This is a genomic window from Janthinobacterium sp. J1-1, assembly GCF_030944405.1.
Taxonomy (GTDB): Bacteria; Pseudomonadota; Gammaproteobacteria; order Burkholderiales; family Burkholderiaceae_D; genus Janthinobacterium.
In genome coordinates, this window is record NZ_CP132339.1 from 2,072,281 (window position 1) to 2,099,188 (window position 26,908).

At 61.5% G+C, this 26,908-nt stretch carries 27 protein-coding genes; 16 read left to right on the plus strand and 11 right to left on the minus strand.

Annotation, left to right across the window (positions count from 1 at the left end; all coding sequences use genetic code 11):
* Window positions 1-83 precede the first annotated feature (83 nt).
* Together Q8L25_RS09365 and Q8L25_RS09370 are read right to left on the minus strand one after the other, a co-directional pair.
* Window positions 84-1,493, minus strand: a complete 1,410-nt coding sequence (locus Q8L25_RS09365) for a Shedu immune nuclease family protein (RefSeq protein ID WP_004883043.1) — start codon at window positions 1,491-1,493, stop codon at window positions 84-86.
* 61 nt (window positions 1,494-1,554) lie between these two features.
* On the minus strand, window positions 1,555-1,746 hold the full coding sequence (locus tag Q8L25_RS09370) for a type II toxin-antitoxin system RelB/DinJ family antitoxin (protein ID WP_004883046.1): 192 nt from the start codon (window positions 1,744-1,746) through the stop codon (window positions 1,555-1,557).
* A gap of 679 nt (window positions 1,747-2,425) precedes the next feature.
* On the opposite strand from Q8L25_RS09370, the gene Q8L25_RS09375 reads away from it, so the two are divergent.
* From Q8L25_RS09375 to Q8L25_RS09390, 4 genes are all read left to right on the plus strand, one after another.
* The gene (locus Q8L25_RS09375) at window positions 2,426-3,256 is read left to right on the plus strand and encodes a DUF932 domain-containing protein (RefSeq protein ID WP_004883049.1); all 831 of its coding nucleotides are present in this window, start codon (window positions 2,426-2,428) and stop codon (window positions 3,254-3,256) included.
* Window positions 3,257-3,336: 80 nt separating this feature from the next.
* The gene (locus Q8L25_RS09380; RefSeq protein ID WP_004883050.1) at window positions 3,337-5,403 is read left to right on the plus strand and encodes a ParB/RepB/Spo0J family partition protein; all 2,067 of its coding nucleotides are present in this window, start codon (window positions 3,337-3,339) and stop codon (window positions 5,401-5,403) included.
* Window positions 5,404-6,213: 810 nt separating this feature from the next.
* Window positions 6,214-6,528, plus strand: a complete 315-nt coding sequence (locus tag Q8L25_RS09385) for a DUF736 domain-containing protein (protein WP_004883051.1) — start codon at window positions 6,214-6,216, stop codon at window positions 6,526-6,528.
* An 87-nt stretch (window positions 6,529-6,615) separates the two neighbouring features.
* Complete coding sequence (locus Q8L25_RS09390; protein ID WP_103790875.1) at window positions 6,616-6,834, plus strand: hypothetical protein; 219 nt, start codon at window positions 6,616-6,618, stop codon at window positions 6,832-6,834.
* On the opposite strand, the gene Q8L25_RS09395 is transcribed toward Q8L25_RS09390, so the two are convergent.
* Window positions 6,831-7,124, minus strand: coding sequence for a helix-turn-helix domain-containing protein (locus tag Q8L25_RS09395; RefSeq protein WP_064717570.1), 294 nt, complete (start codon window positions 7,122-7,124; stop codon window positions 6,831-6,833). The genes Q8L25_RS09390 and Q8L25_RS09395 overlap by 4 nt on opposite strands.
* Before the next feature lie 118 nt (window positions 7,125-7,242).
* Here Q8L25_RS09395 and Q8L25_RS09400 point away from each other — a divergent pair, with 118 nt between their 5' ends.
* The 9 genes from Q8L25_RS09400 to Q8L25_RS09440 all read left to right on the plus strand — a co-directional run bounded on the left by Q8L25_RS09400 (window position 7,243) and on the right by Q8L25_RS09440 (window position 14,904).
* Complete coding sequence (locus Q8L25_RS09400) at window positions 7,243-7,794, plus strand: DUF2958 domain-containing protein (RefSeq protein ID WP_004883053.1); 552 nt, start codon at window positions 7,243-7,245, stop codon at window positions 7,792-7,794.
* 343 nt (window positions 7,795-8,137) lie between these two features.
* Complete coding sequence (locus Q8L25_RS09405) at window positions 8,138-8,905, plus strand: DUF2285 domain-containing protein (protein ID WP_004883055.1); 768 nt, start codon at window positions 8,138-8,140, stop codon at window positions 8,903-8,905.
* 112 nt (window positions 8,906-9,017) lie between these two features.
* The gene (locus tag Q8L25_RS09410; protein ID WP_004883058.1) at window positions 9,018-9,302 is read left to right on the plus strand and encodes an AlpA family transcriptional regulator; all 285 of its coding nucleotides are present in this window, start codon (window positions 9,018-9,020) and stop codon (window positions 9,300-9,302) included.
* 14 nt (window positions 9,303-9,316) lie between these two features.
* Window positions 9,317-10,171: a replication initiator protein A gene (locus Q8L25_RS09415; protein ID WP_028699137.1), complete on the plus strand. Its 855-nt coding sequence runs from the start codon at window positions 9,317-9,319 to the stop codon at window positions 10,169-10,171.
* Between the two features lie 265 nt (window positions 10,172-10,436).
* Window positions 10,437-11,075 carry a ParA family partition ATPase gene (gene parA, locus Q8L25_RS09420; protein WP_004883061.1) on the plus strand — a complete coding sequence of 213 codons (639 nt, stop codon included), beginning with the start codon at window positions 10,437-10,439 and terminating at the stop codon, window positions 11,073-11,075.
* Entirely contained in the window at window positions 11,072-11,347 is a 276-nt protein-coding gene (locus tag Q8L25_RS09425) for a hypothetical protein (protein ID WP_004883063.1), read from the plus strand. Before parA ends, Q8L25_RS09425 begins: the two co-directional genes overlap by 4 nt.
* Window positions 11,344-11,889 (plus strand): DUF2840 domain-containing protein, encoded by a 546-nt coding sequence (locus Q8L25_RS09430; protein WP_004883064.1) that lies wholly within the window; start codon window positions 11,344-11,346, stop codon window positions 11,887-11,889. Before Q8L25_RS09425 ends, Q8L25_RS09430 begins: the two co-directional genes overlap by 4 nt.
* Window positions 11,886-12,485, plus strand: coding sequence for a S26 family signal peptidase (locus Q8L25_RS09435; protein ID WP_004883067.1), 600 nt, complete (start codon window positions 11,886-11,888; stop codon window positions 12,483-12,485). Before Q8L25_RS09430 ends, Q8L25_RS09435 begins: the two co-directional genes overlap by 4 nt.
* A 436-nt stretch (window positions 12,486-12,921) precedes the next feature.
* Window positions 12,922-14,904, plus strand: coding sequence for a relaxase/mobilization nuclease and DUF3363 domain-containing protein (locus Q8L25_RS09440; RefSeq protein ID WP_004883068.1), 1,983 nt, complete (start codon window positions 12,922-12,924; stop codon window positions 14,902-14,904).
* Here Q8L25_RS09440 and Q8L25_RS09445 read toward each other — a convergent pair.
* The 8 genes from Q8L25_RS09445 to Q8L25_RS09480 all read right to left on the minus strand — a co-directional run bounded on the left by Q8L25_RS09445 (window position 14,897) and on the right by Q8L25_RS09480 (window position 23,960).
* Window positions 14,897-15,220: a hypothetical protein gene (locus Q8L25_RS09445; RefSeq protein ID WP_308924597.1), complete on the minus strand. Its 324-nt coding sequence runs from the start codon at window positions 15,218-15,220 to the stop codon at window positions 14,897-14,899. The genes Q8L25_RS09440 and Q8L25_RS09445 overlap by 8 nt on opposite strands.
* 46 nt (window positions 15,221-15,266) lie before the next feature.
* Window positions 15,267-16,519, minus strand: a protein-coding gene (locus Q8L25_RS09450; RefSeq protein ID WP_100429696.1) for an IS3 family transposase whose coding sequence is annotated in 2 segments (ribosomal slippage) — window positions 15,267-16,240 and window positions 16,240-16,519 — 1,254 coding nt in all. Because the reading frame shifts where the segments join, the coding sequence is not laid out codon by codon here.
* A gap of 28 nt (window positions 16,520-16,547) precedes the next feature.
* Complete coding sequence (locus tag Q8L25_RS09455) at window positions 16,548-17,708, minus strand: patatin-like phospholipase family protein (RefSeq protein ID WP_308924598.1); 1,161 nt, start codon at window positions 17,706-17,708, stop codon at window positions 16,548-16,550.
* Window positions 17,709-17,863: 155 nt separating this feature from the next.
* Window positions 17,864-18,481 carry a DUF3313 family protein gene (locus Q8L25_RS09460; RefSeq protein WP_004883071.1) on the minus strand — a complete coding sequence of 206 codons (618 nt, stop codon included), beginning with the start codon at window positions 18,479-18,481 and terminating at the stop codon, window positions 17,864-17,866.
* A gap of 12 nt (window positions 18,482-18,493) precedes the next feature.
* On the minus strand, window positions 18,494-18,829 hold the full coding sequence (locus Q8L25_RS09465) for a multidrug efflux SMR transporter (RefSeq protein WP_004883073.1): 336 nt from the start codon (window positions 18,827-18,829) through the stop codon (window positions 18,494-18,496).
* 190 nt (window positions 18,830-19,019) lie between these two features.
* Complete coding sequence (locus tag Q8L25_RS09470) at window positions 19,020-22,136, minus strand: efflux RND transporter permease subunit (protein WP_004883075.1); 3,117 nt, start codon at window positions 22,134-22,136, stop codon at window positions 19,020-19,022.
* Window positions 22,137-22,158: 22 nt separating this feature from the next.
* Window positions 22,159-23,325 (minus strand): efflux RND transporter periplasmic adaptor subunit, encoded by a 1,167-nt coding sequence (locus Q8L25_RS09475; protein ID WP_023123862.1) that lies wholly within the window; start codon window positions 23,323-23,325, stop codon window positions 22,159-22,161.
* Window positions 23,325-23,960, minus strand: coding sequence for a TetR/AcrR family transcriptional regulator (locus Q8L25_RS09480; RefSeq protein WP_022652140.1), 636 nt, complete (start codon window positions 23,958-23,960; stop codon window positions 23,325-23,327). The genes Q8L25_RS09475 and Q8L25_RS09480 overlap by 1 nt, the downstream gene beginning before the upstream one ends.
* Before the next feature lie 109 nt (window positions 23,961-24,069).
* Here Q8L25_RS09480 and Q8L25_RS09485 point away from each other — a divergent pair, with 109 nt between their 5' ends.
* The 3 genes from Q8L25_RS09485 to Q8L25_RS09495 all read left to right on the plus strand — a co-directional run bounded on the left by Q8L25_RS09485 (window position 24,070) and on the right by Q8L25_RS09495 (window position 26,785).
* Window positions 24,070-25,494, plus strand: a complete 1,425-nt coding sequence (locus tag Q8L25_RS09485; protein ID WP_028699135.1) for an efflux transporter outer membrane subunit — start codon at window positions 24,070-24,072, stop codon at window positions 25,492-25,494.
* 74 nt (window positions 25,495-25,568) lie between these two features.
* A complete protein-coding gene (locus Q8L25_RS09490; RefSeq protein ID WP_004883081.1) occupies window positions 25,569-26,513 on the plus strand; it encodes a LysR family transcriptional regulator in 945 nt (314 codons plus the stop codon).
* Window positions 26,510-26,785, plus strand: coding sequence for an EexN family lipoprotein (locus Q8L25_RS09495; RefSeq protein ID WP_004883082.1), 276 nt, complete (start codon window positions 26,510-26,512; stop codon window positions 26,783-26,785). Before Q8L25_RS09490 ends, Q8L25_RS09495 begins: the two co-directional genes overlap by 4 nt.
* Window positions 26,786-26,908: the final 123 nt, after the last annotated feature.

Here is a 26,908-nt window from a genome sequence, read left to right on the forward strand (position 1 = left end):
ATCCACATGCCGATCGGCCGATGGATTGGTTGAACACTGCAGCCATTGATCCCAACTACGGAATGGCCAACTGTCAGTTGGTTTTAGAACGGCACCGTGTCTAAGGTAGGAATCGGTTGGAGCGCATTTTTAATCTCGGTTAGCCTTGCAAGTAGTTCATCGAAAGTCACGATCACGATCTCTGCGAACGCATTTCGAACGAGCTCGAATGACTTTCTTTGCTGATGCTCTTGTGGCGTCATGCCAGCGACAACTATGCAGCGAACCGCATAGCTGTGGAGGTCGTATCGGTTCATGTTATTTTTTATGACGGGTAGTTCACTCTGCAATTTGAAACGCTGATCTAGAATTTGAGCAATCGCTCCACCCAATTCTGTCGATGGGCCAAAAACATCATCTCCACGATAGGGAGATTTTCCTAGCAGTTCGGTTTGCGGCTTTTTTATCTCAATGAGGCCAAGATTGCCCGTGGAAGCGGATGCGTATAGAAAATCTGAAAATTTTCCGCCGGACCCGTTAAGTCGCTTGCCACCTGCATAAGCTTGCCCCTGAACCAGCATGGCTGGAACGGCAAATGCAAGACTAAGTATGAAAGGATTTTCCAGAAAGAAGCTTTGCCACTTGCTTTCCGTCAGTCCTTTTCCAAGCATTTCCTGGTATCGCTCAATCAGTTGATTCAGTGTGATGAGCTCAATATCATTCTTTAATGCCAGCAGCGAGCGCGGCTCAGATTCCGCCAGTGCTTCTATATTGTCTTGAACCATGCGAACAGCGGCGCGCCGATCACGCTTGGAAAGCGTCACATGCTGCCGCCCACCATCGGTCATTTCCGTTAGTGCATCAGGTCTTACGCTCTTCTTTAGAGCGGGAAATTGTGCTGAATCGGCAGCATGTAATAAGGTCTGGTAGACATGAAATTGCTTGTCCTTGCGCGCGTCTCTCTGGTGGCGAGAGGCTATGCGATTTAATTCTTTTCTTAATTCATGAAATCTTCTTATTCCGAGAATAAAGAATGGCGAATCAATTTTCGCGTCATTTCCTTTGTGGACAATGAGTATGCTTACGTTTTCTAAGCTGGCGGCTGTTTCGCAAATTTGCCGATATTCCCACAGAAGCCCCAAACCGAATCGAAAATCTTTGGCAAACCCATCCGGCAACTGCTCAAGAAGCCCAACGACATCGTCAGTAGTCTCTGGCAGTATGTAGGGCTCGATAACAGGCCGAGCGACGACGATGCGTTCAAGGGTGCCGTATTTAGGTTGCAGGTAATCGTCGCGATCTTCTCGAATATTAAGAGGCCAAATGGTCAATCTGTCTGGACACACATTGAGCAGTCTCGCTATTGGCGAATCCGGCTTGCGCTCCGCTGCGGGAATATCAGTGAAGAAAACGTTAATGCCTTCCTCTTCCGGTTCGGCTGCTTCAATGACAAGGAAGGGGCCGCCGTCCAAACGCTCACGTTGATTGAATGCTGAAGGTCTGATAGATGCCATGAACTATTCTTGATCCCTACTGTTCAGAGAAACGATTTGCGGGCCTTGCCTCAGCGCAACCTTATGGTGCCTTCCGATCAGAATCGGACGACACACGATTGATGTCAAAGGGGAGTGCCTTATCTGCCGCGATTCGGGTCAGCAGCATCCGAATCGCATCCGAAATTGATAACCCCATTTCAGCCAGAACAACAGTTGCGGCTTCTTTAATCTGCCCGTCAATCCGGGCACGAACGACGTCGTTACTTGCCATTGTTGCGCTCACAATAGATGTAGCTACATTGTGGCTCATAAGTACTATTGCGTCACTTACATTTTGTTGTGAACAGTAGAGCATCCCGGCGTGCCGCCGTCGGGCTCGCGGGCGTTGCCCCGCGCCTCGTGCCGAGTCGCGGCCATGCGGCTTTGATCCCTGATGCCTCCGGCCGTCTCTTCGCTCCTGGCCTGCGCGCGGCGCTTGCCCTCCAGGGGATCGGCTGGACAGCCCATCCCCGCCGCGCCTTGCTTGGCGCCCCTCGCATGCACCGAACAGGTTGCACCTGATCGACCAACAGCCATCCAGCTAGGCGTGCCGCTGGCACGCAGGGGCGCTCGCCGCGCGGCGTTGGTTTCAGCGCACCCCCTGGCCCATTGGCCGCTGTTCGTCTTTCCCCAAGTTCATCGCTTTTTCCCGCGACCGTAGCCCGCGGTGCCTGGCCGTCAAGGCGCGCAGGGCCGAGTCCTCGCTGCGCTGCGGGCCGCACCAACCCTGCGCTTCTCCCTTGACGGCCAGTCCCTCGCTGGCCCGGTTTTTCGCGGGCGATGAACTCAGGAAAGACGGCGGCAAACAGGACCGGCCCAGGTCTCTGCGCCGAACCAACCGAAGCCACAACGGGCTCCGAATCTTGGAATCCGGTCAGCTTTGAAACCACAGCAACTCATTGGAGAAAACCATGCAACTCGCATCTCGATTCGCTTCCCATTCCCCGACGCTGCGCAGTGACTACCCGCTGTCCGACGACCAAATCCGCCGCGTAGCCCCGTCCATCTTCGCGGAGGCCCCGCACGATAGCCGCTCCGAACGGTACGCCTACATTCCCACCGCCGCCGTGCTGGCGGAACTGCGCAAGGAAGGGTTTGAACCCTTCATGGCAGCGCAAACCCGCGTGCGGCACGACGACCGCCGCGACTACACCAAACACATGATTCGCCTGCGCCATGCCAGTCAGATCAACGGCGCGGAAGCCAATGAAATCGTGCTGCTGAACTCGCACGACGGCACCAGCAGCTATCAGATGCTGGCCGGAATGTTCCGGTTCGTTTGCAGCAATGGCCTTGTGTGCGGCGATACCGTGGCCGATGTGCGCGTGCCGCACAAGGGCGACGTGGCCGGTTCTGTCATCGAAGGCGCTTTCGAGGTGTTGAGCGGCTTCGAACGCGTGAAGGAATCCCGCGACCTGATGCGCGCTATCACGCTGGACGAAGGCGAAGCCGAAGTGTTCGCCCGTTCCGCGCTGGCCCTCAAGTACGACCCCACCGATAACAAACCCGCGCCCATCACGGAAAGCCAAATCCTGATGCCGCGCCGGTTCGACGACCGCCGCCCGGACTTGTGGAGCGTGTTCAACCGCACCCAAGAAAACCTGACCAAAGGCGGATTGCATGGCCGCAGCGCCAACGGACGCCGCCAGCAGACCCGCCCCGTGCAGGGCATTGATTCCGATGTGCGCCTCAATCGCGCCCTCTGGATGTTGGCCGATGGCCTGCGCCAGTTGAAGGCCTGATTCCCCACGCGGCAGGGGCAGGCAGCAGCCCTTGCCGCTTTCTTCGCTGCTGCATCCCTGAACCGATAGGAGTTATCACCATGAACGCCATTACCCAAACCGAAGCCCGCGCCCTCAACACCGCCGCCGCTATCCCGCTGGAAGCCGCCGACCCGACCAAGAACCTGATTTTGGTTCCGCTGTCGCGGCTGGTGTCGCGTCCTGCTGGCCGCAACGTGCGCAAGACCCCGCGCATGTCCATTCCCGAACTCGCCGCGAGCATTCAGCGTGTCGGCCTGCTGCAAAACCTCATCGTCATTGCCGCCGCCGATGGCGAGCATTACGAAGTCGTGGCCGGTGGCCGCAGGCTGGCCGCGTTGAAGCTGCTGGCGAAGAAGCGCCGCATCAGCAAGGAATGGGAAGTGCCTTGCCTGTTGGTGGCCGATGGCACCGCCCGCACGGCCAGCCTCACCGAGAACGTGCAGCGCGAAGCCATGCACCCCGCCGACCAGTTCGAGGCATTCGCCGCGCTGGTGGCCGAAGGCCGACCCATCGAGGACATAGCCGCCGATTTCAGCGTCACGCCGCTGGTGGTGCAGCGCCGCTTGAAGCTGGCGAACGTCTCGCCCCGGCTGCTGGCCGACTACCGCGCCGAAGCCGTGACGCTCGATCAGTTGATGGCCCTTGCCATCACCGACGACCACGCCGCGCAGGAAACCGCGTTCTACGACGCGCCGACGTGGCAGCGCAACCCTTCCCAATTGCGCGACCGCCTCACCGAGCGCGAGATTGACGCATACCGGCATCCGCTGGTGCGTTTCGTGGGGCTGGATACCTACGGAGCCGCAGGCGGTGGTGTGCGCCGTGACCTGTTCGCGGAAGGTGACGCGGGCGTGTATCTGACCGATGCCGCGCTGCTGGAACGGCTGGCGCAAGACAAGCTGGCAGGTATCGCCGCCGAGGTGAAGGACGAAGGCTGGGCGTGGGTGGATGCCACCCCCGCCGTGACCCATGCCGACCTGCACGCCTTCCAGCGTGCGCCGAGGGAGCGCCGCGAACCGAACAAGCGCGAAGCGCAGCGCATCGAGAAGCTGCAAACCAAGATGCACGAACTGGCCGCCGCCGTGGATGACGCGCTTGATACCGAGGACGAGGAAAAGGCCGATGCCTTGCAGGAAGAAGGCGAAGCCGTGGGCGAGCAGTTGCAGGCGCTGGAAGATGGCTTGCAGGACTACGGCACGACCGTGAAGGCCGCAGCCGGTGCCATCGTCACCATCGACCGCAACGGGCAGGCAGTGATTCATCGCGGGTTGATGCGCGAGGCCGAGGCCAAGGCGCTGCGCACACTGGAACGCCTGCGCCAAGGTTTCGGCAGCGAAAGCGAAGCCGGGAACGACGACGAAGGCGAGGACGACGAGCAGCCCAAGACCGCCGCCATGTCCGACAAGCTGGCGCAGCGGTTGAGCGCCCACCGCACCGCCGCGCTGCAAATCGAAGTCGCCCGGCATCCGCAAGTGGCGCTGGCCGCGCTGGTGCATGGCATGGTGCAGACCGTCTTGCAGGGCAGCCACTACGGCCACGACTTGCCGCTGGGCGTGAGCCTGAAAGCGCAAGACCGGCTGGAAGGCATCGCCCCGGATATACCGGATTCGCCCGCCGCCGTGGCGCTGCGCGAGTTGCAGCAGGTAGCAGGCGAAGGCTTGCCGGAGGACAGCGCCGAACTGTTCGCCGTGCTGCTAGCGAAGTCGCAAGATGAACTGGTGCGGCTGCTGGCGATATCCGTGGCCGTCACGGTGGACGTGGTGACACCCCGCGCCACGCCGCAGCAACCGGGCGCGGAACTGGCGCAGGCTGTCGGCTTGGACATGGCCGCATGGTGGAAGCCCACCAATGAGGGTTATTTCCGGCATGTGCCGAAGGCCGCGATTCTGGAAGCCGTGGAGCAGTACGCCCCGGCGCACGTCACCCGGCTGGCGAAGTTGAAGAAGGCCGACATTGCCAGCGAAGCCGAGCGGCTGGCCGATGGCACCGGCTGGATGCCTGCCATCTTCAAGGCCGAAGGCACCGACGACACCACGGCGCAGGATGCGCCGCAGGCGGTGACGAACGACGAGCCGGAAGCCATCGACAACGACGACGAGCAGCAGGCCCACGCACTCGCCGCCTGACCTTCACCACCACCGAGCGCCCCGGTTTCGGCCGGGGCGCTTCGCTGTTCCATCAGCATCGGCCCCAGGCCGTTCCGCCCTGGTGCCGATGGTCAAAAATCCGGGCGCGGCGGTGGCCGCGCCCGGTTTCCAAGCCCAAAGCCAGAACGCCCCTTCGCCGCCTTCGGGCGGACGGCGAAGGGGCGGCGCACAAGTGACCTTGTGCGCGGGAAACCCTCGAAGCCCATAAGTGCGTCGGCGCACAGCGCCGACGACATTCCGAACGCGCCCCACCGCAATGGACGGGCGTGTGGGGCTACGCCCCGGCTTGCTGCCGCAGGTTGCACGAAAGCGTGCCGTCCTCGACGCTGGCGGTTCGTCGCCTGTACGTCACGAAGGACGGTTCACCGACACGCCGCCCGGCCTTGCAATGGAGCTTCCACGCCACGCCTCACGCAAAGGGCCGCAAGCAGCGGTAGGAACGCTTTCACCTTGTCGCTGGGCATTGTCCTTGCCCGTGTCAGGGCGCAGGCCGGTGAAGCCGTCGCGCGGGGATGCCGAGTCGGCCATGCCTCCATTCGGGAGCGGGCGGCCAGTACGTCCTTGTGTTGTTGTGAATCCTGGCGGTGGCTGGGCTTCATGGCCGCAACCTTCCAGCGAAAACAATTCCCCCTGCGCTGCGCGCATTCCTCGCGGGACAAATTCTTTTCGCTTCCAGGTTCTCCACGGTGTTGCGACCGCTGCGCGGTGCGGCCAGCCCATCCCCCGCCGGACGGATCACAACAAGGACGCACTGGCGCGACCTTGTTCAACCCGAAAGGAGAAATCATCATGGCTAACATCGGCACCTTCACCGCAGAGAAAGACGGCTTCACCGGCCAGCTCCGCACCCTGACCCTCAACTTCAAGGTCAAGCTGGTTCCCAACGACAAGGGCGAGAACGAAAGCGCCCCGGACTTCCGCCTGCAAGCGGCCGGCCACGACTTCGGCGCGGCGTGGAAGAAAACCAGCGAGGCCGGGCGGGATTACCTGTCGGTGGCCATCGACGATCCTTCATTCCCGGCGACGGTCTATGCCCGCCTGATCGAAGGCGAGAATGACACGCACGACCTCATCTGGTCGCGCAGCAAGCCCAAGGCGGCCTGACGGCCGCCCACCGCGCCCCGCCCATTGCGGCGGGGCGCGGTGCTGCTGATCGCAGCATCGCACGCACAGGGTTTCGGCAGTTGCCCCATGTCCCGCATGTCCAAGGCCAGCATTGCATTGGTGATGGTCGAATGGCTCGAAGCCCGTGGCAGTAGGAACAGCATGGCGTGTCGGCGCATTGCGCCGCCGGGCTTTCGGGCTGCGCCCCATGCCGCCAATGGCGTCATGTCCATTCGGCTTCAATCCCTCACGCCTTCGCGCCTGGCGGCGCTGCGCGCTCCGCTTGCGGGCATTCAGACGCGCTAGGGCGCGTCGCGCTCTTTCAGCACGGCCTCGAACTCCTGGCGCACCCGCGCCAGCAGTTCGTCGGCCTTGTGCGTGTCGTCGCCGGCGTAGGCCAGCGTCAACAGCGTCAGCGGATGCACTTCCATGACCTCGCACAGCTCGGTCAGCTTGTGCAGGGTCGGACTTTTCAAGTCGCGCTCCAGCGTACTCATATAGGTGCGGCTGGACACGTCGGAGAACGCTTCCTGGCTCAAGCCTCGCGCCTTCCTGACTGTCCGTATTGCCGTTGCCAATGAGTGTTTCGCTGTCACTAACTTGGTTTCCCCATAAAAACCAAGATGACAGCCCATTGCGCCCTATAGGGCTACAATCTATAGTGTTCATTCATGGCTGAAAGGCCCGCTTTCGTGCTTTTACGGAAATCCGCAGATGCGGATTCCGACAGAACCGGGGAATCGCATCCGTGTCTTTCCGGCTTCCGACAATTCCGCTTCGGCGCTTCTGTTCTTCTACGGATGCGATGGCTTGCACATCGGTGCTTCCACACGAATGCACGGATGCGTTTCGGCAGTTCTGCGCTTCGGCACCAAAGCGCATTCGCGCATCGTCGGTTTCGTGGAGAAGCTGCCCATGACCCTGCCGCTTGTCACCGCTGATGAACGCGCCCGGCTGCTGGCCCACGGCGCGGCGCTCGCCGCTGGTCAGCGGCTCGACCCGCTGCCCGTGGTGCGCTTGTTCACCCCGGACGCGCATGTGACCTGGCTGCTGGTGTCGCTCGACCCGGCGGATGGCGACACGGCCTACGGCCTGATCGACCTCGGTATCGGTATGCCTGAGCTCGGGATGGTCAAGCTGTCCGACCTGGCGGGCATCGTCGGGCCGCGCAAGCTGCCGGTGCGGCGGGATCGGTATTTCCAGGCGGTGCGCCCGTTATCGGAGTACGTCCGGCTGGCGCAGGAGAACGGCGCGATCACGGACTGATGAAAACCAGCGCGGCCTAGCCAGCCGGGGCGCATCGTGACTATTTCAATCTTGATCAAGACCGTGCAGGTCTGAATCCGCATTCTTGCACCGAAGTGGTGCGATCCTGTTGAAAACAGTCCTGATCTTGGGCGCGGGCTGCGGCACGGTGTTCGGTGCTGCGCGTCATTTTCCTGAAGGCGTAGCCGTCGCATTCAGACGATTTCCGCAACACGCAGAGCCAAATGGTCTTGACACCGACAGTTACAGCCTAACCAATTTTGATGACGACCTGATGGCATTTCGATAGTTCCCGCATCGCGGAAATCGTGGCGACGCATCCCAAACAGAGGGAGGTTTCGCCATGACTGATCGCAGCGCCGAACACTGGTATCCGACAGCGGCCTATCTCTACGTTCTGCACCTTGACGGCCCTGCGCTGGCGTGGGAATACCTGCGCCGAAATCCCGACTACCGCCGCGACTGGCTGCGCCGCCGCCGCCGGCCGGACACGGCGCAGGCGTGGGGCCTGCGCCTGCTGGAAGACCCAGCCCTGGATGCGCGCGACGCGCATCCGGCCTGGTTTCCCGATCACGATGCCGTCGTGCAGGTTTACCCGGACGATGACCCGCCACCCGAAGCCCATGCCTTCGAGTTCTGGCGCGTCCCTGGCCGCAAGCAACTGATCCACGACGGCAAGCGCCTGGTGCTGGTGTCGCATTGGCCCGGCTGCTGCCTGCGGCTCGCGCTCGCGCCGGGCCTGGAAGACGGCATGGCCTACCTCTACGCCACCCGCGCCTGCGCCACGCCCTGCGCGCGCTATCGCACGCTCGCGTCCGAGCTGGACGCATTGGCCGTGGCCACGGTTGCCACGCCTGCGGCGGCGGCCCGTTCCAGGCCCACGACGGCCGCGGTGCTGGAACTGCACACCTTGCAGACGCTCGACGCGACCCTGGCGGGCGCGTCATTGCGCGAAGTGGCCGAAGGGCTGTTCGGCGCCGATGCCGTCGCCGCCGACTGGCACAAGGACAGCGCCTTACGTGCCCGCGTGCGGCGGCTGGTACGTCGTGGCGATGCGCTGATGCGTGGCGGCTATCGCCGCCTGGCACAGCTTCCGCCGCCGTTGCAGTAGGGGGGGACGTTTCGCGTCCCCCGTAGATCGTCCCTTAGCAAGCAGCCTCGCTTTCTTGAAAGTGCCTCTAACCGGCCGCGTGGTGTGGCCGGGCTTGATGGAGGTACATCCCATGCGACCCGCTCCCTTGCGGCCTGCCGCCGCTGCTGTCGCTGCGCCTGCGCAGCCCCAACGCTACCTGACCAACGACGAAGCCGCCGAGTACCTGCGCCTGTCGCCACGCACGCTGGAGAAACAGCGCGTGATCGGCGGCGGCCCGAAGTTCCGCAAGTTCGGCCGCCGCGTCATGTACGCGGTGTCCGACCTCGATGCCTGGGCCGACCAGCGCAGCTACGAGGCGACTTCCGACCCGGAATATGCCGAACGCCACGCGGGCGATTACCGTGATGGCCGCTGATCGCTGGCGCGTGGGTGGCCGTCGCCATGTCCAGCCCGCCAGGGCAAGCCTTGCAGCGCGAACAGCTCGACCTGTTCCGCGCGCTGCCGGGCGACATGGCACCCCGCGACAGCCAGGACTTGATGGCCTTTCCGTTCTTCTCGCTGGCGAAGTCGCGGCGTACCGCGCCGATCGACTTCCGCGCCGGCGGCATCACCATCCGCGTGGAGGGTACGCAGGAGCACGGCATCGCAACGATATGGGATGCCGACCTGCTGATTTGGGCCGCCTCGCAGATCGTGGAGGCGCGCGACGCGGGCTTGCGCCCGTCGCGCTGGATACGCGCCACTCCCTACGAGATCCTGCGCTTCATCGGGCGCGGCACGTCTCTCAACGACTACCTGCGCCTGAAAGCCGCGCTCGACCGGCTGCAATCGACCACGGTGGCCACGTCCATCCGCGAAACCACGGGAAGGCGATTGCATCGCTTCTCGTGGATCAACGAGTGGAAGGAACTGGCCGATGCCAGCGGCGTGCCGCTGGGCATCGAACTGATCCTGCCGGACTGGTTCTATGCGGGCGTGCTCGATGCCGCCTTGGTGCTGACCATCGACCCAGCCTATTTCCGCTTGAAGGGCGGGATCGAGCGCTGGCTGTACCGCCTGGTGCGCAAGCACGGCGGCAAGCAGCCGGGCGGCTGGCAATTCGACTTCCGGCACCTGCACCGCAAGTCGGGCAGCGCTGCGCGCTTCTCCGACTTCGCTTACGACCTGCGCGTCCTGGTGGCGCGGCAGTCGCTGCCCGGCTACGTCCTGGGCATCGAGCGAATGCCGGACGACGGACAAGAACTGCTGACCTTCCGGCCCGTGCTGCACACGGCACGGGGATAACTCGTGGAAAAGGTGTGGACGGCCTCGTGCTATCAGGAGTACCGGGTATCGTGCTATCGGGAGTACGCCTATCGTGCTATCAGGAGTACGAAAACGCCGGAAAGCCAATAACGGCGCGGGTTTGCGGCCCCTCTAACTTCCCTAACAAGAAATACATAACTTTTAGTAGAAGCGCGCCGTTTCGGTGGACAACCGAGAAACGGCACGGCGAACAGCGTTTTGCACGGCAGGTAAAGCCCGGCTTTCCAGCAGGGAGGGCCGCGCCATGATCCTCGCTCTGCTCAACCAGAAAGGCGGTGTCGGCAAGACCACGCTCGCCACGCACATCGCGGGCGAACTGGCGATGCGCGGCCAGCATGTCGTCCTGCTCGATGCCGACCCGCAGGGTTCATCCCTGGACTGGACGCAGCGCAGAAGCCAGCAAGGCTTGCCACGGCTGTTCAGCGCCGTGGGCCTCGCACGCGAAACGCTGCATCAGGAAGCGCCAGAACTCGCCAGGCGGGCCGATCACGTCATCATCGACGGGCCGCCGCGCATCGCCGCCTTGGCGCGCTCCGCGCTGCTGGCGGCCGAGCGCGTGCTGATCCCGGTGCAGCCCAGCCCCTACGACCTCTGGGCCAGCTCGGAAATGGTTTCGCTGATCCGCGAGGCGCAGGTGTTCCGGCCGCTGCTCCGCGCGGCCTTCGTCATCAACCGGCGCGTCAGCACCACCATCATCGGGCGCGAGGCGCGGCAATCGCTCGCCGAACAGCCGCTGCCCGCGCTGCGCTCGGAGGTGCATCAGCGCATCGTCTTCGCCGACAGCGTGGCCGCTGGCCGGCTCGCACGCGAGACAGCGCCCGACAGTGCCGCCGCCCGCGAAATCACCGCCCTGGTGGACGAACTGCTGCGGTGGCCGACATGACAGCGCAGCAGCCACCCAACAGCAAACGCACGGGCAAGCGCGTCGGCATCGGCGCACGTCCGCCCGCGAATCCGCACGCCGAGGCGTGGATTCGTCAGGGCGATGCCGACGCGCTGGGCAAAGGCGACCTCTACACGGCCCGCCTCACGCTCGACATCACGCCCGCCATGCGGGCGCGCATCAAGGTGTCGGCCTTCACGCAAGGCGTGACCGTGGCCGACCTGCTGCGCGGCCTGCTGGAGCGGGAGTTTCCGCCGGAGAACACACCATGAACGCATTCGCTTGGCCTGCCGCGAACGCGGCACCGGCTGCGCCGCTGCCTGCGCTTTCGGCACTCGCCGGACAGGCCGGCAATGTGCCGCTGACGCGCGTTTCGCTGGCCTACCTCGAACATCGCTTCAAGCTCTACCTGCGCTTCGGCGAACCGGCGCGCACGCTTCAGCTCGACCGCTGGCGGCGCTGCGCGGTGTTCCTGCCGGGCGCGATGCTCTGCCGCATCCGCTGGCAGGCCAACGACTACGGCACGATCCGCTGGCAACTCATGGTGATGCAGGCTTGCACACCGCTGGACGCGGCGCAGCGCATCCCCGGTGTTCAGCCGGGCGCGCGCTTGCTCCTACACACCGAAGGCGATGCCAACGTGCGCGCCGTGCTGGAGCGCATCGACGGCATCGAGGCGCTGGGCATCGCTGCCATCGACGTGTCGCCGGCGTACTGGCGCACGCTGGGCAACCGTCTTGCGGCTCGCCTTGCGCTGCCCGAATACACCACCGAGCGGCATACCGCCTGGCTGGCCGGGAAGGTGCTGCCATGACCGCCCCGACCACCACACCCAACGCGCCCGACGTGGCGCCGCGTCCTCGCTCACGCCTGCGCGCTCGCATCGTGCTGGCGACACTGGCCGCCATCGGCTTCGCTGCGCTGGCCTGGGCGGCTTTCGTGTCGCCGCTGCCGCGTCTGACCTACAACCCGTCCGACAGCGTGGCGGTCGGCTGGTATCGCATTGACCCGTTCGACCCGCGCACCGCCTCGCTGCCACGTCCGTTGTCCGTGGACAGCATCGTGCTGGTGCCGCTTCCGGCCACGGCTGCCGCGCTCGCTGCGCAGCGCGGCTACCTGCCGACGCGCGTTCCGCTGCTCAAACGTGTGGGCGCGGTCGCGCCGCAACACGTCTGCATCGTCGCCGGTCAGGTACGCATCGACGGCGTGCCTTCGGCCGCCGTACTGCCCGCCGACCGGCTGGGCCGGGCGCTGCCGTCCTTGCAGCTTTGCCGCCGCCTTGAACCGGGCGAACTGCTCCTGTTGAGCGTGACGAATCCAGCATCGTTCGACAGCCGCTATTTCGGCCCGGTCAGCGCATCCGCCGTGATCGGCGTTGCGCATCCGGTGTGGCCGGAGATACGCCCATGATGGCCGCCGATTCGCTGCGCTCTGACGTGCCATCGGGCATGTCGTTCTGCTGGCTGCTTCAGTGTCGCTGCGCCTGTCGTGCCGGTGCATTCGCACCGCACGTCGCGCAGCATCCGGCGCAGCCGTCCAACGTTCAGGCGTCTTGCCTCGAACGCGCCCGGCCTGCGGCCATTGGCGCTTTCGCCGGCGCGCTGTCTGTTCACGCAGCAGCGCCGCCGGGCCGCCGTTGCCTGGAGCGACAGCGAAGGGCAAAGGCGGAAGGCAAGACAAAAGGACGCGGCACCTGGCCGCGTCGAAAGCCAGTCAGCACATGGGGGGAACGCGGCACGGAGCGGCTTCGCCACCGTGCCGCGTTTGGCGCGAGGGTCGCGCCAATGCTGGCATGTCCGCGTGCTTCGCACGACAGGACACGCCCAAGCTTGCGGGGAGCGCAGCCATGACCGACAGCCGCGACGACGACTTTCGCGTGCGCCCCAGCGCCCCGAAGAACCGGGGCAAGGGCCAGGGGCAGAGCTTCGTTTCCAAGGTGCTCAAGCAGGCCGGCAAAGCCAGCAGCGGCAAGTCGGCAGTACGCCGTCCTGGCGCGGCTGGCACCGGCCAGCGGCCCGGCTCTCGGCTCGGACGTGGCCACACGGCGGCGCGCTTCGCCGGGGCGAAGCTAATGCCCATGTCGCGGCGCGTGACCATCAAGACCTTGCTGGTCAATCACCAGCGGGCCAGCCCGCAATCGCTCGCCAAGCACCTGCGCTACATCGAGCGCGACGGCGCGGGTCGCGATGGCGAACCGGGCCGGGGCTACGGGCCACAGGCCGACGAAGCCGATCTGGACGCCTTCAAGGAACGCTGCGCCGACGACCGGCACCATTTCCGCTTCATCGTCTCGCCCGAGGACGGGGCCGAGCTGGACGACCTGCGCACCTACACCCGGCATCTGGTGAGCCGCATGGAAGCCGACCTGGGCACGCGGCTGGATTGGGTGGCGGTGGATCACTGGAACACCGACAACCCGCACACCCACCTGATCGTGCGCGGGCGCGACGACACCGGCAAAGACCTCATCATCGCGGGTGACTACATCGCCCACGGCTTCCGCCATCGCGCCGCCGAGCTGGCGACCGAGTGGCTGGGGCCGCGCACCGAACTGGAGATTCAGCAGACCTTGAGGCGCGAGGTGGAACAGGAGCGGTGGACGAGCCTGGATCGCACCTTGCAGCGCGAGACCGGCGAGGATGGCCGGGTGCATGTCGAACGGCTCAACGAGCCGAGGTTGCAACGCCAGCGCCTGCTGCTGATCGGCCGCCTGCAACGCTTGCAGCGCCTGGGCCTAGCCGACGAGGTGCAGCCCGGCACCTGGGCCATTCATGCCGATGCCGAGAAGACCTTGCGTGCCCTGGGTGAGCGTGGCGACATCATCCGAACGATGCAGCGGGCCATGAGCGGCCAGCCGCGTGAGCTGGCGGTGTTCGAGCCGGGCGACGATGGTCGCAGCCTCATCGGCCGCGTGGCCGCGAAGGGGCTTGCCGATGAGTTGCACGACCGAGGCTATCTGATCATCGACGGCACGGACGGTAAGGCCCACTACGTTGCACTGAACGCCCGCGACGAACTGGCGAACTATCCCACGGGCGCTGTGGTAGAGGTGAAGGGTTCGACTGAGGTGCGCACGGCCGACAAGAACATCGCCTCGCTGGCGAGCGATGGCCTGTACCGCACCGATCATCACCTGGTAATCGAGCAGGGCCGGGCTACGCCCGGACGCGACCCGCAGGAAGTCGTCGCCGCTCATGTCCGGCGGCTGGAAGCCCTGCGCCGGGCTTGCATCGTGGAGCGCGTGGCCGAAGGGCTATGGAAGGTACCGGACGACCTGGCCGAGCGTGGCCGCCAATACGACGCGCAACGGCTGGGCGATGTAGCCGTAGAGCTGAAATCACACCTTCCTATTGAACGGCAGGCCCGCGTCATCGGCGCGACTTGGCTTGACCAGCAACTGATCGGCGGTGGCCGTGGGCTGGGCAACTTGGGCTTTGGCGGTGATACCAAGCAGGCCATACAGCAGCGAGCCGATTTCCTCGAAGAACAGGGGCTGGCACAGCGCCGCGGGCAGCGCGTCATCCTCGCGCGCAACCTGCTGGGCACGCTACGCAATCGGGAACTAGTGCAGGCCGCGAAAGACATTGCGGCGGAAACCGGCCTAGAGCATCGCCCGGTGGCCGACGGGCAGCGCGTAGCCGGTATCTACCGGCGTTCCATTATGCTCGCCAGCGGGCGCTACGCGATGCTCGATGACGGCATGGGGTTCAGCCTTGTGCCGTGGCGGCCGGTAATTGAGCCGCGACTGGGACAACAGCTTGCCGCAAAGGTTATCGGCGGAAGTGCCTCTTGGGAACTTGGACGAAAGCCCAGTATCGGTATCAGTTAGATATCAAGGGAAGCTGAGTACCAGGCGCAGTCTGCTTGGCTGCTGTGATTCTTCTTAGAGATTCAATCAATGCCATAAACTCCTTGGATTGCCTCAGTGCTTCGCCTCCCGCAGTTTGCAGGTCCAAGACATCCGTAGCCTCGATCGTGAAGGCTGTGGGCACGCGCAGCAGCGAATGCCGGATCTTGTCGTCCGGCACGTCGTTCAGACTTACGCTTACTACGTAGATTTCTGCGTCGGCCGCAAAGGGGCTGTCCGCTTGGCCACGGGTGCGGACAATCTCGGAACGCCAGTGTTGCAGGTCGTCGTTAAGCATGGCCAGCTAAAGTGGATCCATCAGTCAAGACACTTTCCCGACTAATTTAAGCTGTGCCCGTTTCCACTGCTCCAGCTGCTCGGCGCTGACCCGTATTGCTCTCTTCCTGTGACTTCTTCTTGTCGTCACCAAACCGGTCGACGATCAGCGCACCGCCGCCAACCCCGTCGCGGTAGACTTGGTCGGGCGTCTGGTAGCTCAGCGATTGGTGCGGCCGCTCAGCGTTATAGAACGCGAAATACTGCGCCAGGCCCACCGTCAATTCCGCCATATTGGCGTATCCTTTCAGATACACATCCTCGTACTTCACGTTGCGCCACAGCCGCTCGACGAAGATGTTGTCCAGCGCCCGACCGCGCCCGTCCATGCTGATGGCGACGCCTTCGCGCTTGAGCACGTCGGTGAAGGCCGTGCTGGTGAACTGCGAACCCTGATCGCTGTTGAACAACTCCGGCTTGCCATGCTGGCGCAAGGCGTCCTCCAGGCAGTCCACGCAGAACGACGCGTCCATGCTGTTGCTGAGGCGCCAGGACAGCAACTTGCGGCTGTACCAGTCGATGATCGCCACCAAATACGCGAAGCCCCGCGCCAACCGGATGTAGGTGATATCGGTCGACCATACGTGATTAGGACGCGTCACGGGCACACCGCGCAACAGGTACGGATAGACCTTGTGCTGCGGATGCGCTCGGCTCGTATTCGGCCCCGGCGCCATGCCCGCCAGCCCCATGCCGCGCATCAGACGCTGCACGCGCTTGCGGTTGACTACATGGCCCGTCGCGCGCAGGAACACGACCATGCGCCTGCTGCCATAAAAAGGCCGACTGGTGTATTCCTCGTCAATCAGCGCGCTCAGCTTCAGGTCGCTCTCGTCCTCGCATGCCTGCCGGGATGCCGCGTCGATCCGGCGGTACACCGTCGCGCGCGGCACGCTTGCCAGCTCGCATTGGCGCGTCAGCGGCAGCTTCTCGTGCCCGGCTTCGATCCAGCCCAAGCGCGCCTCCTGGCTCACGGCCCCAGCTTTTTTTTAAGCCAGTCCACTTCCATCTTCAGCCGACCGATCTCGCCGTATAGTTTGTCCTCGGGACTGCTTTCATCGATCGGCTTGGGGCCGCGCTTGGTGTCGAACAGCGCGCCGGCGTTCTCCAGGATTTCCTTTTTCCACTGGCCCACCAGCACCGGATGCACGCCGAACTCTTGCGCGATCTCCGTCACCGTCTTGACGCCGCGAACGGCCTCCAGACCGACCTTGGCCTTAAACTCGGCCGTGTGTACCCGACGTTTTTTACCTTCACTCATTTGCTGTCATCCTTTCACGGACCACAGCTTAAACCATCGTCTCAGATTCGGGATCCACTATAAGCGTCACCTGGGTCTCGCGAGCGCCGGCACCGAAGATCAGCGACTCAAGTACTTGCGTCGTGCTGGGAACTCGGTCGCTACTGTCCACTCTCTCGCTCAGTCCTCGTTCGGAGTTCACCGTCACCAACACGAGTCGGCGCAAGCTTCCGGGCTTGACCTCCGAGAAATTGGCGCTCATTGAGCCCGAAGCTACTAGCCGGTCTAGCATCAGACGTACGCCGAGGTTGTCGGAGACACCACCGTCCACGAGGTGGATATAGGGCCGATCGTGCGCATTGAGGTAGCTGTCTATGCCGCTTTGCAGGATGCGTGATCTGTAATTTTGCCCTCTGACAGGCAAAGATCGGAGAGGCGGCGGACAGGTATTGGCGTTGTTTCGCACCGTTACGGGCGACAGCACCAGCGGTACTGCCGACGAGGCCGCCACCGCGAAAGACAGCGGCGTTGCATCGAGGTCGGAACAGATTAGCCGGAATTGCTCGGTGGTGAAATCGAAAGGGGCACCGGTCGTGAGGTCGGTTGCCGTGATCATCAGTTCGGGCGCGCCCGGTCGTCGGCGCACGTCACCAAAGGTGCGGCCTTCAAAAAGTTCGTCCAAGCGTTGAGCCAGGATCTGGCTGCGCCCAAACCAAGGTGAAGTTAGTCTATAAAGACGCTCAGGCCACAGAGCTTCACGTATGAGTCGCCCCTCAAAAGGCACAAGCAGAAAATCCGGCTCGAAACGAGTCAGCGTGGCATCGCCGAAGGCCGCGAAGTGCGCGGCAAGGATGCTGCCCCCCGACACTCCGCTGACCAGGAACACCTGATCCAACAGAGTGGTCTCCTGGCCCTCTAGCGCGAAGCGTGTGGCCTTGAGTTCGCGCAGCACGCCCAGGCCGAAGGCCGCCGCCCGAGCGCCCCCGCCTGACAGTGTCACCGCTACAACCACCGGTTGGTTGACCTCCGACGGCCTGATGCGTTGGTCGTTCTCGGCGAGAGACATTAAGGCGGCGTCGGAAAGTGTCGGGTTGATCCAAGGACGGTAAGTGGAACACCCTGTCAGAACTACCGTTGCCAGCACACCGGCCAAACTCCATCGTGTGAATTTACACACCTCCAGGCGCTTTACCTCTGCAAGCAGCACCACGCAGCGTTTCGAATAGACAAGAACGAGAAACGCCGGCAATTTTGCGACGAAGCAGAGCCACTCCAGAATGCTGCAGACGTTACAAGAACGGCACCCTACGAATCCCCTTGATGAGGCTCCTCGCGATCCGCGCGAAGTTATGGAATAGCAGCTATTCACGAGCCAGCACTTCTCCAAGCGCTATTGATCCGTTCAAGGCAGGTGGTGATTGCAGACTTTGCATGCCCGAGCAGTGTGTAGGAGCCTTTGAAATCCGCGAGAGCGTTGCCGTGCTCGAAGCAGCTAGCAGCAGCCACCCGACGATCTGTTTGTTCATCTACTGCCTCAAACTCCAAACTAGCTCCCCCAGTTGTCACTGGTCCAACAAGCAACGTCGTTAGGGTGTTGACTGCTCTATTGGGCGTCTCAATGGTCGTAATTGCCACACGCACACGTATGCGGCCTGACGATGCGGGAGCTTCGGACTTAGTTTGGAGATGTCGCAGTTCACTGTTGACGTGATCGAGAAGCTCTCGCACTTGCTCAGCTTCAAGCCCACCTATGCGTCCAGTTGCCGTCACTACCTGAGCATCCTCGACTAATATTTCCCGGTAACGACTGGGTTCAAAGCCTGGCGCCTTGAAGAGCAGAACATTTTCGTACTTCGTTTTTCCCAATACATCGTAATCACCAAGAAACCCTGATCGAGTCATTCCGTTTGAAGCACAGCCAGATAAGGTTGCCGTGAGGCCTGCCAGCAGCACAAAATGGATTAATGAAATAGGGCGTTTCATATATATTTTCATTTATCCCATTTTCAGACAGACGATGCCAGCAACAACCAGCGCAATTCCAACCCAACGTATCAAGGAGGCGGTATCGCCGAACACATACACGCCCACGAAAAACGCGCCCAGCGAACCGATGCCGGTCCAGACCGCATAAGCTGTTCCTATGGGGATCTGTTTAAGAGATAACCATAGGAAAAAGCCGCTGGCTGCCATACAGGCAACTGCAATCGCCGGCCCCACGTAGCGCATCGCTGCATTGGCCGCACCCATCTTGAGGCCTAGTGGCCAACCGATTTCGAACAGGCCGGCAATCAGTAGAACCAACCATGGATTCCATGACAACGGGTTCATATATTTCTCCAAATCTATTCAGTGAAAATTGATTATCAAAGCATCAAAGCATCAAAGAATAGGCAGTAGGCGGTCAATTCGCTCTGCTTCTGATTTCTTCTTAAACTCTCTGATGGCGAGAATCTGTCTCCCCGATCTCTCCGGCCACGAGAGAGATCGGGGGAAGCGTGTGGACAGTTACGCTGAGGGATCAGACCGGTTGCACTGGTTGTTGTACCGCCTCGTGACTCCGTTTGCTGCCCGGCCACTTCATTCCGAACAGCACCTCGTAGAGCAACGGAATCAGGCCAAGCGTCACGAGCGTGCCAAGTGCGAGACCACCGATCATGCCGATGGCCATGCCCTTCCACAGCGGCCCCGCAAACAACATCAGGGGCACGAGACCCGCGATACAGGTCACCTTGGTCATCACGATTGGACGCAGCCGCTGCATCGCAGCTCCCACCAGGGCTTCATGTCGGGCGAGACCTTCCGAGAGGCCGTGTTCAATTTGTTCGAGCAGAAGAACGGCGTTGTTGACGATGATTCCGAACAGCGCAAGCACCCCGAATGTCGCCATGAAGCTGAAAGGAGTGCCTGTTGCCTTCAGTGCAATCACGACCCCAATCAACGTGAAGGGAATCGTTGCGAGAATCACGATCAGCTTGCGGAAGGAGTTGAACTGCCAGATGAATAGCAGCAACATCGCCAGAAGAGCGAACGGCATGTAGTGCGTGAGCGATGCATTCGATTCAGCCGATTCCTCAATTTCTCCACCAAGCTCTATGGCATAGCCTGCAGGTAGTTCAATTGCGGCGATCCGAGGTGCGAGGTGATCCACGATCTCTTGCGCGGTGTATGCGGTGTTCTGCCCCTGAACTGTGACTGTACGAATGAGATTGCGGCGCTGGATCACAGACGGCTCGCTAGCGAGCGTGACATCGGCCACTTGCGCCAGGGAAACCGGCTGGCCACCCGACGCTGGATAGATGGTCGTCGAACCAACGTCCGCAGTGCTGCGCCGATCATTGGACGTCCCGCGCATCACGATTGGCACGCTGGTATCGCCATCTCGGATCACAGAGATCGACTGGCCGATGTAGCGGGTGCCAAGCCAGGCAGCTATGTCGTCGGTGGTGACGCCAGCACGTCGCGCACGATCTTGATCGACCCGAACATCGAGACGGCCGACACGGGTATCCCAGTTGTTCTTGATGTTGGCCGTACCTGGCAGCTCCCGTAGCGCGGACTCAATTTTCGCCGCCGCATTCATCAGCACCTCATGATCCGGCCCACTGACCCGGTAGACGGCTGTGCCGGCTTCGGTAGTGCCTAGCGAGAACCGCTGAGGCTCTGCGCGTACATCTCCATGATGCTGCGCGAAGTAAGCCCGAGTTCGGGCAATCACGACGTCAATGTTGGTGCCTGCCTTGACCGTCACGACAAAGTACGCGATGTTCGATGCTGGCAATGGGGGATTGAGCCCAAGGATGAAGCGCGGCCCACCGTCAGCGACGTAGCCAATGTGATCCGTGATTTCGGGGTTGATTTCTTGATCACCGAGCCAGCCGCTCACTTCCTTCACTTTGGCAAGAGTGAGCCGTGAATCCGTTCCAGGGGCGAGCTGCACCGGTATTTGGAATTGAACTCGGTCGGACTTCGGCAAGAAGTCGTATGGCAGTGTCGTGAATCCGTACAGAGCTACGGCCAATGCACCCGTCATCACACCAACGTAGATCGCCTTGTGGTCAAGCACCCACTCAAGCAACTTGCGATAGCCGCGATAGAAGCGTGTGTTGTAGGTTTGCGCGTCATTCGCCGGTTGATGATGCACTTTGGTGAAGTGGTAGCACAGCAGTGGAGTGACGGTCAGACACAACAGCCAAGATCCGAGTAACGTGAGCGCGAGGACAATGACGAGAGAGCGCAGATACTCACTCGTCGCACTCTGGCCGAAGAAGAACGGGGAGAAGGCGATGACGATAACCAATGAGGACGTCAGCAGCGGCAGTGCGAGGGTACGACCCGCTTCGAGACAAGCCTGTTTGCGGTCTTCACCGGCTGCCAAGCGCCGTTCAATGTCTTCGGCAATCACGATGCCGTTGTCTACCAAGAGCCCCAAAGCGATGATGATGGCTGCCATCGAAACACTTTGCAGCTCGATGTTCAGCGCGCGCATCACGATCAGTGCCCCCAGAATGGTAAGCGGCACGATCATCCCGACGATGAATCCTGTGCGCCATCCCAGGAAAAGGACGACGACGCCGAGCACGATGACAATCGTTTCGATCATCACCTGGTTCATCTTGCCCATTTCACGTTTGACGACGTCTGCCTGGAATGTCACATAGGAGAGCTCGAAACCTGCGGGCAGAAGTTTCTCAAGCTCGGCCACACGGGATTTGAGGGCTACGCCGAATTGCTCCACGTTCTGGCCCGAGGTCATGGACACTGCCATCACTACGGCAGGCTGGCCCTTATAGACTGCAGCAGACTCGGGAGGATCTGCAGGTTGTACCTGCACGCGCGCAAGCTCTCCCAGTGAGATTGAAGGAGCAGGCGAAGCACCGCGCGCACCCTGAGCTTGCGCCATCATGATCGGCAACGCGCGCAGCGAGGCGGCGTCGCGAACCTCTCCACTAACAGCCAGCGAAGCGTTGATGCCACCGATGGCGATTTGCCCGCCTGAAAGCACGACGTTTTGTTTAACGAGTTGATCGATCACCCCTTGTGGGGTCAATCCAAGCTGGGCTAGTTTTGGTCGATCAAATTCGAGATAGACGCGCTCTTCCTGCAAGCCGTAGAAGCTGATGCGATCAACGCCGGGAAGCGCGTATAGGCGATCGCGCATCTCTTTCAACGACACACGCATTTCGCCCATGGAGTAGCCCGGCGCGGTCACCGCAATGGAGGCCACGGCAACACGGCCGAAGTCGTCGTTGACAAATGGCCCCAACGTACCCTGTGGAAGCAGAGGCTGAGCATCGGCAACCTTCGCGCGAACGCGCTGCCATATGGGGGCTAGGTCGGTGTACCGCTCCCAGATCGTGACCTGTATGACGGCCCCGCCCGCGCGAACGGTTGTGGTTACACGCTTGACCTCGGCCAGCTCCCGCAAACGCTCCTCGATCGGACGCGCGATCAACTGCTCAACACGTTCGGCTGGCATGCCAGGGTTCAGAACGGCAACAACCGCATCTCGAATCGTGACCGATGGCTCTTCCTGCGAAGGGAAATTGAGAAACGTGGCAATGCCGGCAACAAGAATGATGACCGCGGCAAGGTAGGTGAGTCTGCTGGCGCGCAGCGCCATTTCTGTGATCTTCATAGCGAAGTCTTCCTGTAGCGGGTCAGCGTCCGGCCAATTGGGTCGTGGCCTTGAGTGGGGTGACTTGTTGCTCGTTCGTCAGCCAACTCGCGCCAGCCGCGACTACCATCTCGCCGCGCTTCAGGCCGCCCACAACGCGAACGTTGTCGCCGCCTGGCTCGCTCTGGAATTGCACTTCCCGGCGGTGCACCTTCTTTCCGGTCACGTCATATACAAACACTGCGGCTTGTCCTGCTTTCTCACTGAGCACCAGTGCCGAATAGGGAAGCATCAGACGATCTGGTGAGGCATCCTTCGCTTCCGGTGCCTTCAGCAATACTTGAACGGCAGACCCGGGTCGAAGACTGCGCGCAAGAGTAGCATCTTGAGGAACGAGCACGACAGGTAAAAGTGAGCCATTTTCAGCACGCAAGCCGATGCGTTGTACCGAAGCACGAACGGGACTTGCTGACTCGCTCAGGCGCAGTTCGGCGACCTGCCCAATTTTGATATTTGCCGCCTGGGTCGTCGATGCAGTCGCAAGGACTTCTACGCCGCTGCGTAGTCCATCCACTTGAAGCACCGGCGCTCCGGCTGCAATATCTGTGAACGGCAGAGCGAGTTTCTCCGCGACGACGCCGTCGAATGGCGCATGAATGGCGGCCCCCCTTCGCGCACGCTCGGCAAGGCCGAATGCGGCCTTTGCATTGCGCACCTGGCCTTCAGCTGCAACCAACTGTGCTTTCACACTCTCGAATGCAGCCGGGGAGATTACGTTGCCCTCAAGCAGCCCCCTTTGCTGCGTTGTCTGCACGATTCTGTCTGCCAATGCGGCTTCCGCAGCAGCGAGTGTCGCCCGAGCCTGTTCTAGGCGGAGTTGCTCGGGCTGAACATCCAACTCAGCCAGAAGCTGTCCGCGAGAGAAGCGATCTCCCACGTCCACATGAAGCTTGCTGATACGCCCGCCAGTCTCGAACCCCAAGGTACTCCGCTCACTGGAGCGAGCTAGACCACTCAATTCAATGCGATTGGCCACAGAACCTACATCCCCCACCGTGAGCAGCTTGACCGCTCGCGGTGGATCGGAAGCAGGCTCCTTCTGACTACCACAGCCGGCAAGCGATGCGAGCAGAACAAACGCGAGGCCGACTTTCTGCATTTGCCAGGACTGGGATTTAAAGGGAGTGCAAGACACGGGAAGGCCTTTCATCAGCGTTTATCAATAGGGGTGAGTTCCAGTTCGCCGCGGGCGAGCGCCTGGAGGGTGTGCATGAGTCGAGAAAGGTCTTCGGCAGCAAACGTCGGAAAACCCATCATTTCGGCGAGGAAGACTCCGTCCAAGGCAAATAGAACGATTCCGGCGATATCGGTGCCGCGTGGAGATTTGCTCGCGTTCTCGTACTGCCTGCGGTACCAGCCGCGCACAGGCTCAAGCAGCGTGGGGTCTTCAGCCACGGCCGCCAGCAATGCAGCGCTCATCTTTTGCATCCCGCCGTCAGGCATAGCCGAGACCTGGCTGGATAGCCAAGGGTCTGGATCGCCGACGAATGGCAGCTCTCGCTCTTCCTGCCCGCCATCAAACGCCGAGACCTGGTCATCAATCATCGTGAGGAGCAGATCGCGCTTGGTCTTGAAGTGGTACAGGAACGCACCTTTGCTCATTCCTGCCCGTGCAACGACCGCGTCAAGCGTTAGGTGCCCGGCACCTCCCTCCATGACTACGTCACGCGCAGCTTGAAGGATGCGCTCCCGTGTTTGTTGCGCTTTCTTAGAGATGGAGGGGGCTTCAGCGCCGTTGTCCGCCGAATGCGACTCCTCTGGGCTTGATTTCATACGAGTTGCCATGGTGAAACTCCAAAGATGCTTGATTTTTGAACCGTCTGGGCGGTATAGTACACGCCATGAACTATGCCCGTCAAGACGGCCTCCTCAATTCACAACCTAGTGGCTCAACATGTCCGATCCCTACGCCCGCCGCGGCCTTACTGCTGTTGCATTCCTATCGATCACGCTTCTCGCCGCGTGCAGCCACTCGCCTCACAGGGTGGAGACATCACGCGTTGAGGTTCCGGCCAAATTCATGAACGAAGCGGGTCTGGCTGTGCAGCAGGTGCCAGCACAAGCACTCCCGGCCGAGTGGTGGACGGCGTACGGTGATCCGCTGATTGACGCGCTGGTGCGCAACGCGCTGGAGCACAACACCGATCTCGCTATTGCAAGAGCGCGGATTGATGAAGCTGTGGCGATCACCCGACGTACACGCGCTTCAATGTTCCCTAGCTTGGCGCTCACGCCCCAAGCAACGCGCGCGCGCGACTTTTCTTTGGCACCGACCATCAGCAGCGATGCCAGGCTTCCGCTGTCGGCTTCATGGGAAGTTGATCTAGCGGGCCGCCTCTCGCATGCCGCTGATGGCGCACGGATGGACGCAGTTGCTGTCGAACAGAACTGGTTCGCGACACGTTGGCAGATCGCCTTTGAGACAGTGTCCGCTGCACTGCAGCAGCGGCAGGCGGCAGAGCTGGAAGATCTGGCAAAAGAGCGACTTCAAGTCGCCGAGCGCCTTGAGCGTCTGACAGAGCAGAAGTTCAAGGCAGGTCAAGCTACGGGCTTTGACATTGAACGCACGCGTTCCGAGGTCATCGCCCTCCGGGTGGAGCAAGAGCAGTTGCGACGCGTACGCGGCGAAGCAACGCATGCCTTGGATGTGCTCGTTGGCCGGATTCCGGGGGCGCTTGGCAGCGGTCCTGCGCTTGCCTCTCTCACCATGCCCGATTGGACTCCCAGAAGCGTGCCAGGCGAATTGCTGCAGCAGCGCCCCGACGTCAGAGCCGCGCAGGCGCGTCTTGCAGCGGCGACGGCGCGATGGAACGCAGCAGAAGGCGAGCGGTTCCCCAAACTTGTGCTCGATTTGAGTGGTGGGCGCCAACGCTTCGAGAACAACGGAACACGTGTGGCAGGGAACATTTTCTCTCTGGGCTTGGGTGTGACGCTTCCGATCTTTGACGGTGGAGCAATACAAGCGGGAATCGACGAGGGCTCAGCACGCAGTCGCGGCGCACAGGCTGACCTGGAACGCACGGTTTTGCTTGCGCTTCAGGATGTGGAGAACGCTTATCTGGGCTGGCAGACCCAGCGGACTTCTCTGCAGCATCAGGTCGATGGTCTTGTCGTCGCTGATCGACTCCTTGACCGCAGTCGACGCCTCTTTGAGGCGGGACAGGTGGATGCGACCGTTGTTGCAGAAGCGGAGCGTGGCACCTTGTCCCAGCGAGCGGCTCTGGTCCGTGCTCGCGCCGACGCAGCCGTGCAATGGGGTGTTCTCGCTAAAGCGCTTTCTGGTTCGCCAGAGCATGTGAATCTGCAATCTTCACCCTGAGTCCTTGAGTTGGAAGAACGCAGCATGGCAGCGAGTTTTAAATACTGAATAGATCGACGATTAGTAGGGGACGCATGGAAATTCGACATCTACGTTGTTTTATGGCGCTCGCCGAGGAACTTCACTTCGCTCGCGCCGCTGCGAAACTGCATATTGAGCAGTCCCCACTGTCTCGCACGATCAAAGAACTCGAAGAGGAGTTAGGAGCACAGCTCTTTATTCGGAACACGAGAAGCACGCGTTTGACACGAGCTGGGTTGATGCTCATGGAGCACGCACCTCGGGTGTTCGCATCCTTGCAACAGGCGCGGGACTGCGTGAAGGCAGCAAAAAATGGCTTTCATGGACAACTCCGCGTCGCCTTGTCAGACGGCGCAACACTACTGTGCTTACCAGCCCTATTGGCGTTGTGTCGCGAGGAGGAGCCCGAGGTTGAGATTCGCTTTTTTGAGGTGCCACTATCCCAACAAATCAAAGGATTGCACGACGACCTGTATGACGTCGGCTTTGCACAGTCCGACGACGTAGGTGATGGAATCGTCGCACTTCCCGCGTGGACTGACACGCTTATGGTGGCGCTGCCAGCTCGGCATCCGTTGCTGGCTCTTAAGCGAATTCCATTGGATGAACTGCTGCGCTACCCGCTAGTGCTATCTGATCCTCAAGTGTGCGAGGGCCACGCCAAGCACATTGAGCGAGTACTTAGCCGGGCTGAAATGCAGCCTCTAGTTGCCGAGCGGGTTACCACTTTCGACCTGATGATGGCGTTGGTATCTGCCGGTTTTGCACTCGGACTTACAGGGGCTGCACACATTGCAGCCTCCCGAGAGCCAGGAGTCGTGGCGAGGCCGCTTTCGACACGCGTACCACCTTTGACGACCTATCTACTCAGACTTGAAGGCGATCCGTTTGACGAGCTTGCGCGCTTCATTCAGCGAGTACAGGCCATCGAATTGCCAGAGTTTCTCAGGTCAACAAAAAGCCGAAATCCCGATCTTCCGGAGGAATTGATGCCATGAGACTCGCCATCACGCTCGTCGCTGCAATGCTAGTCGCATGCGGTCAATCTGATAAACCGCACAAAGCCACTAGTGCAGAAAAGAAAACCCCGACAGTAGAAGAGCTGGTGGCAGACCCGGAACAGCTCAAGAAGTTGCGCCAGCAATGCAAGACGGATCGGCCTACTTTGGGCGAACTGCTTTGCAACCGGGTAGCGGAGGCAACACGTAAGCGGTTCTACGGTGACGGAAAAACGCCATACACACCGCCCAAAGAATCCCCCAAATTCTGAAATTCAGCAATTCAGCAATTCAGCAATTCAGCAATTCAGCAATTCAGCAATTCGCTAGTCTGCCTGAATCTTCTGTTCGGCACGCTGATATTCGCCGGCGCTTACGGAGTCACTCCCTGGCTA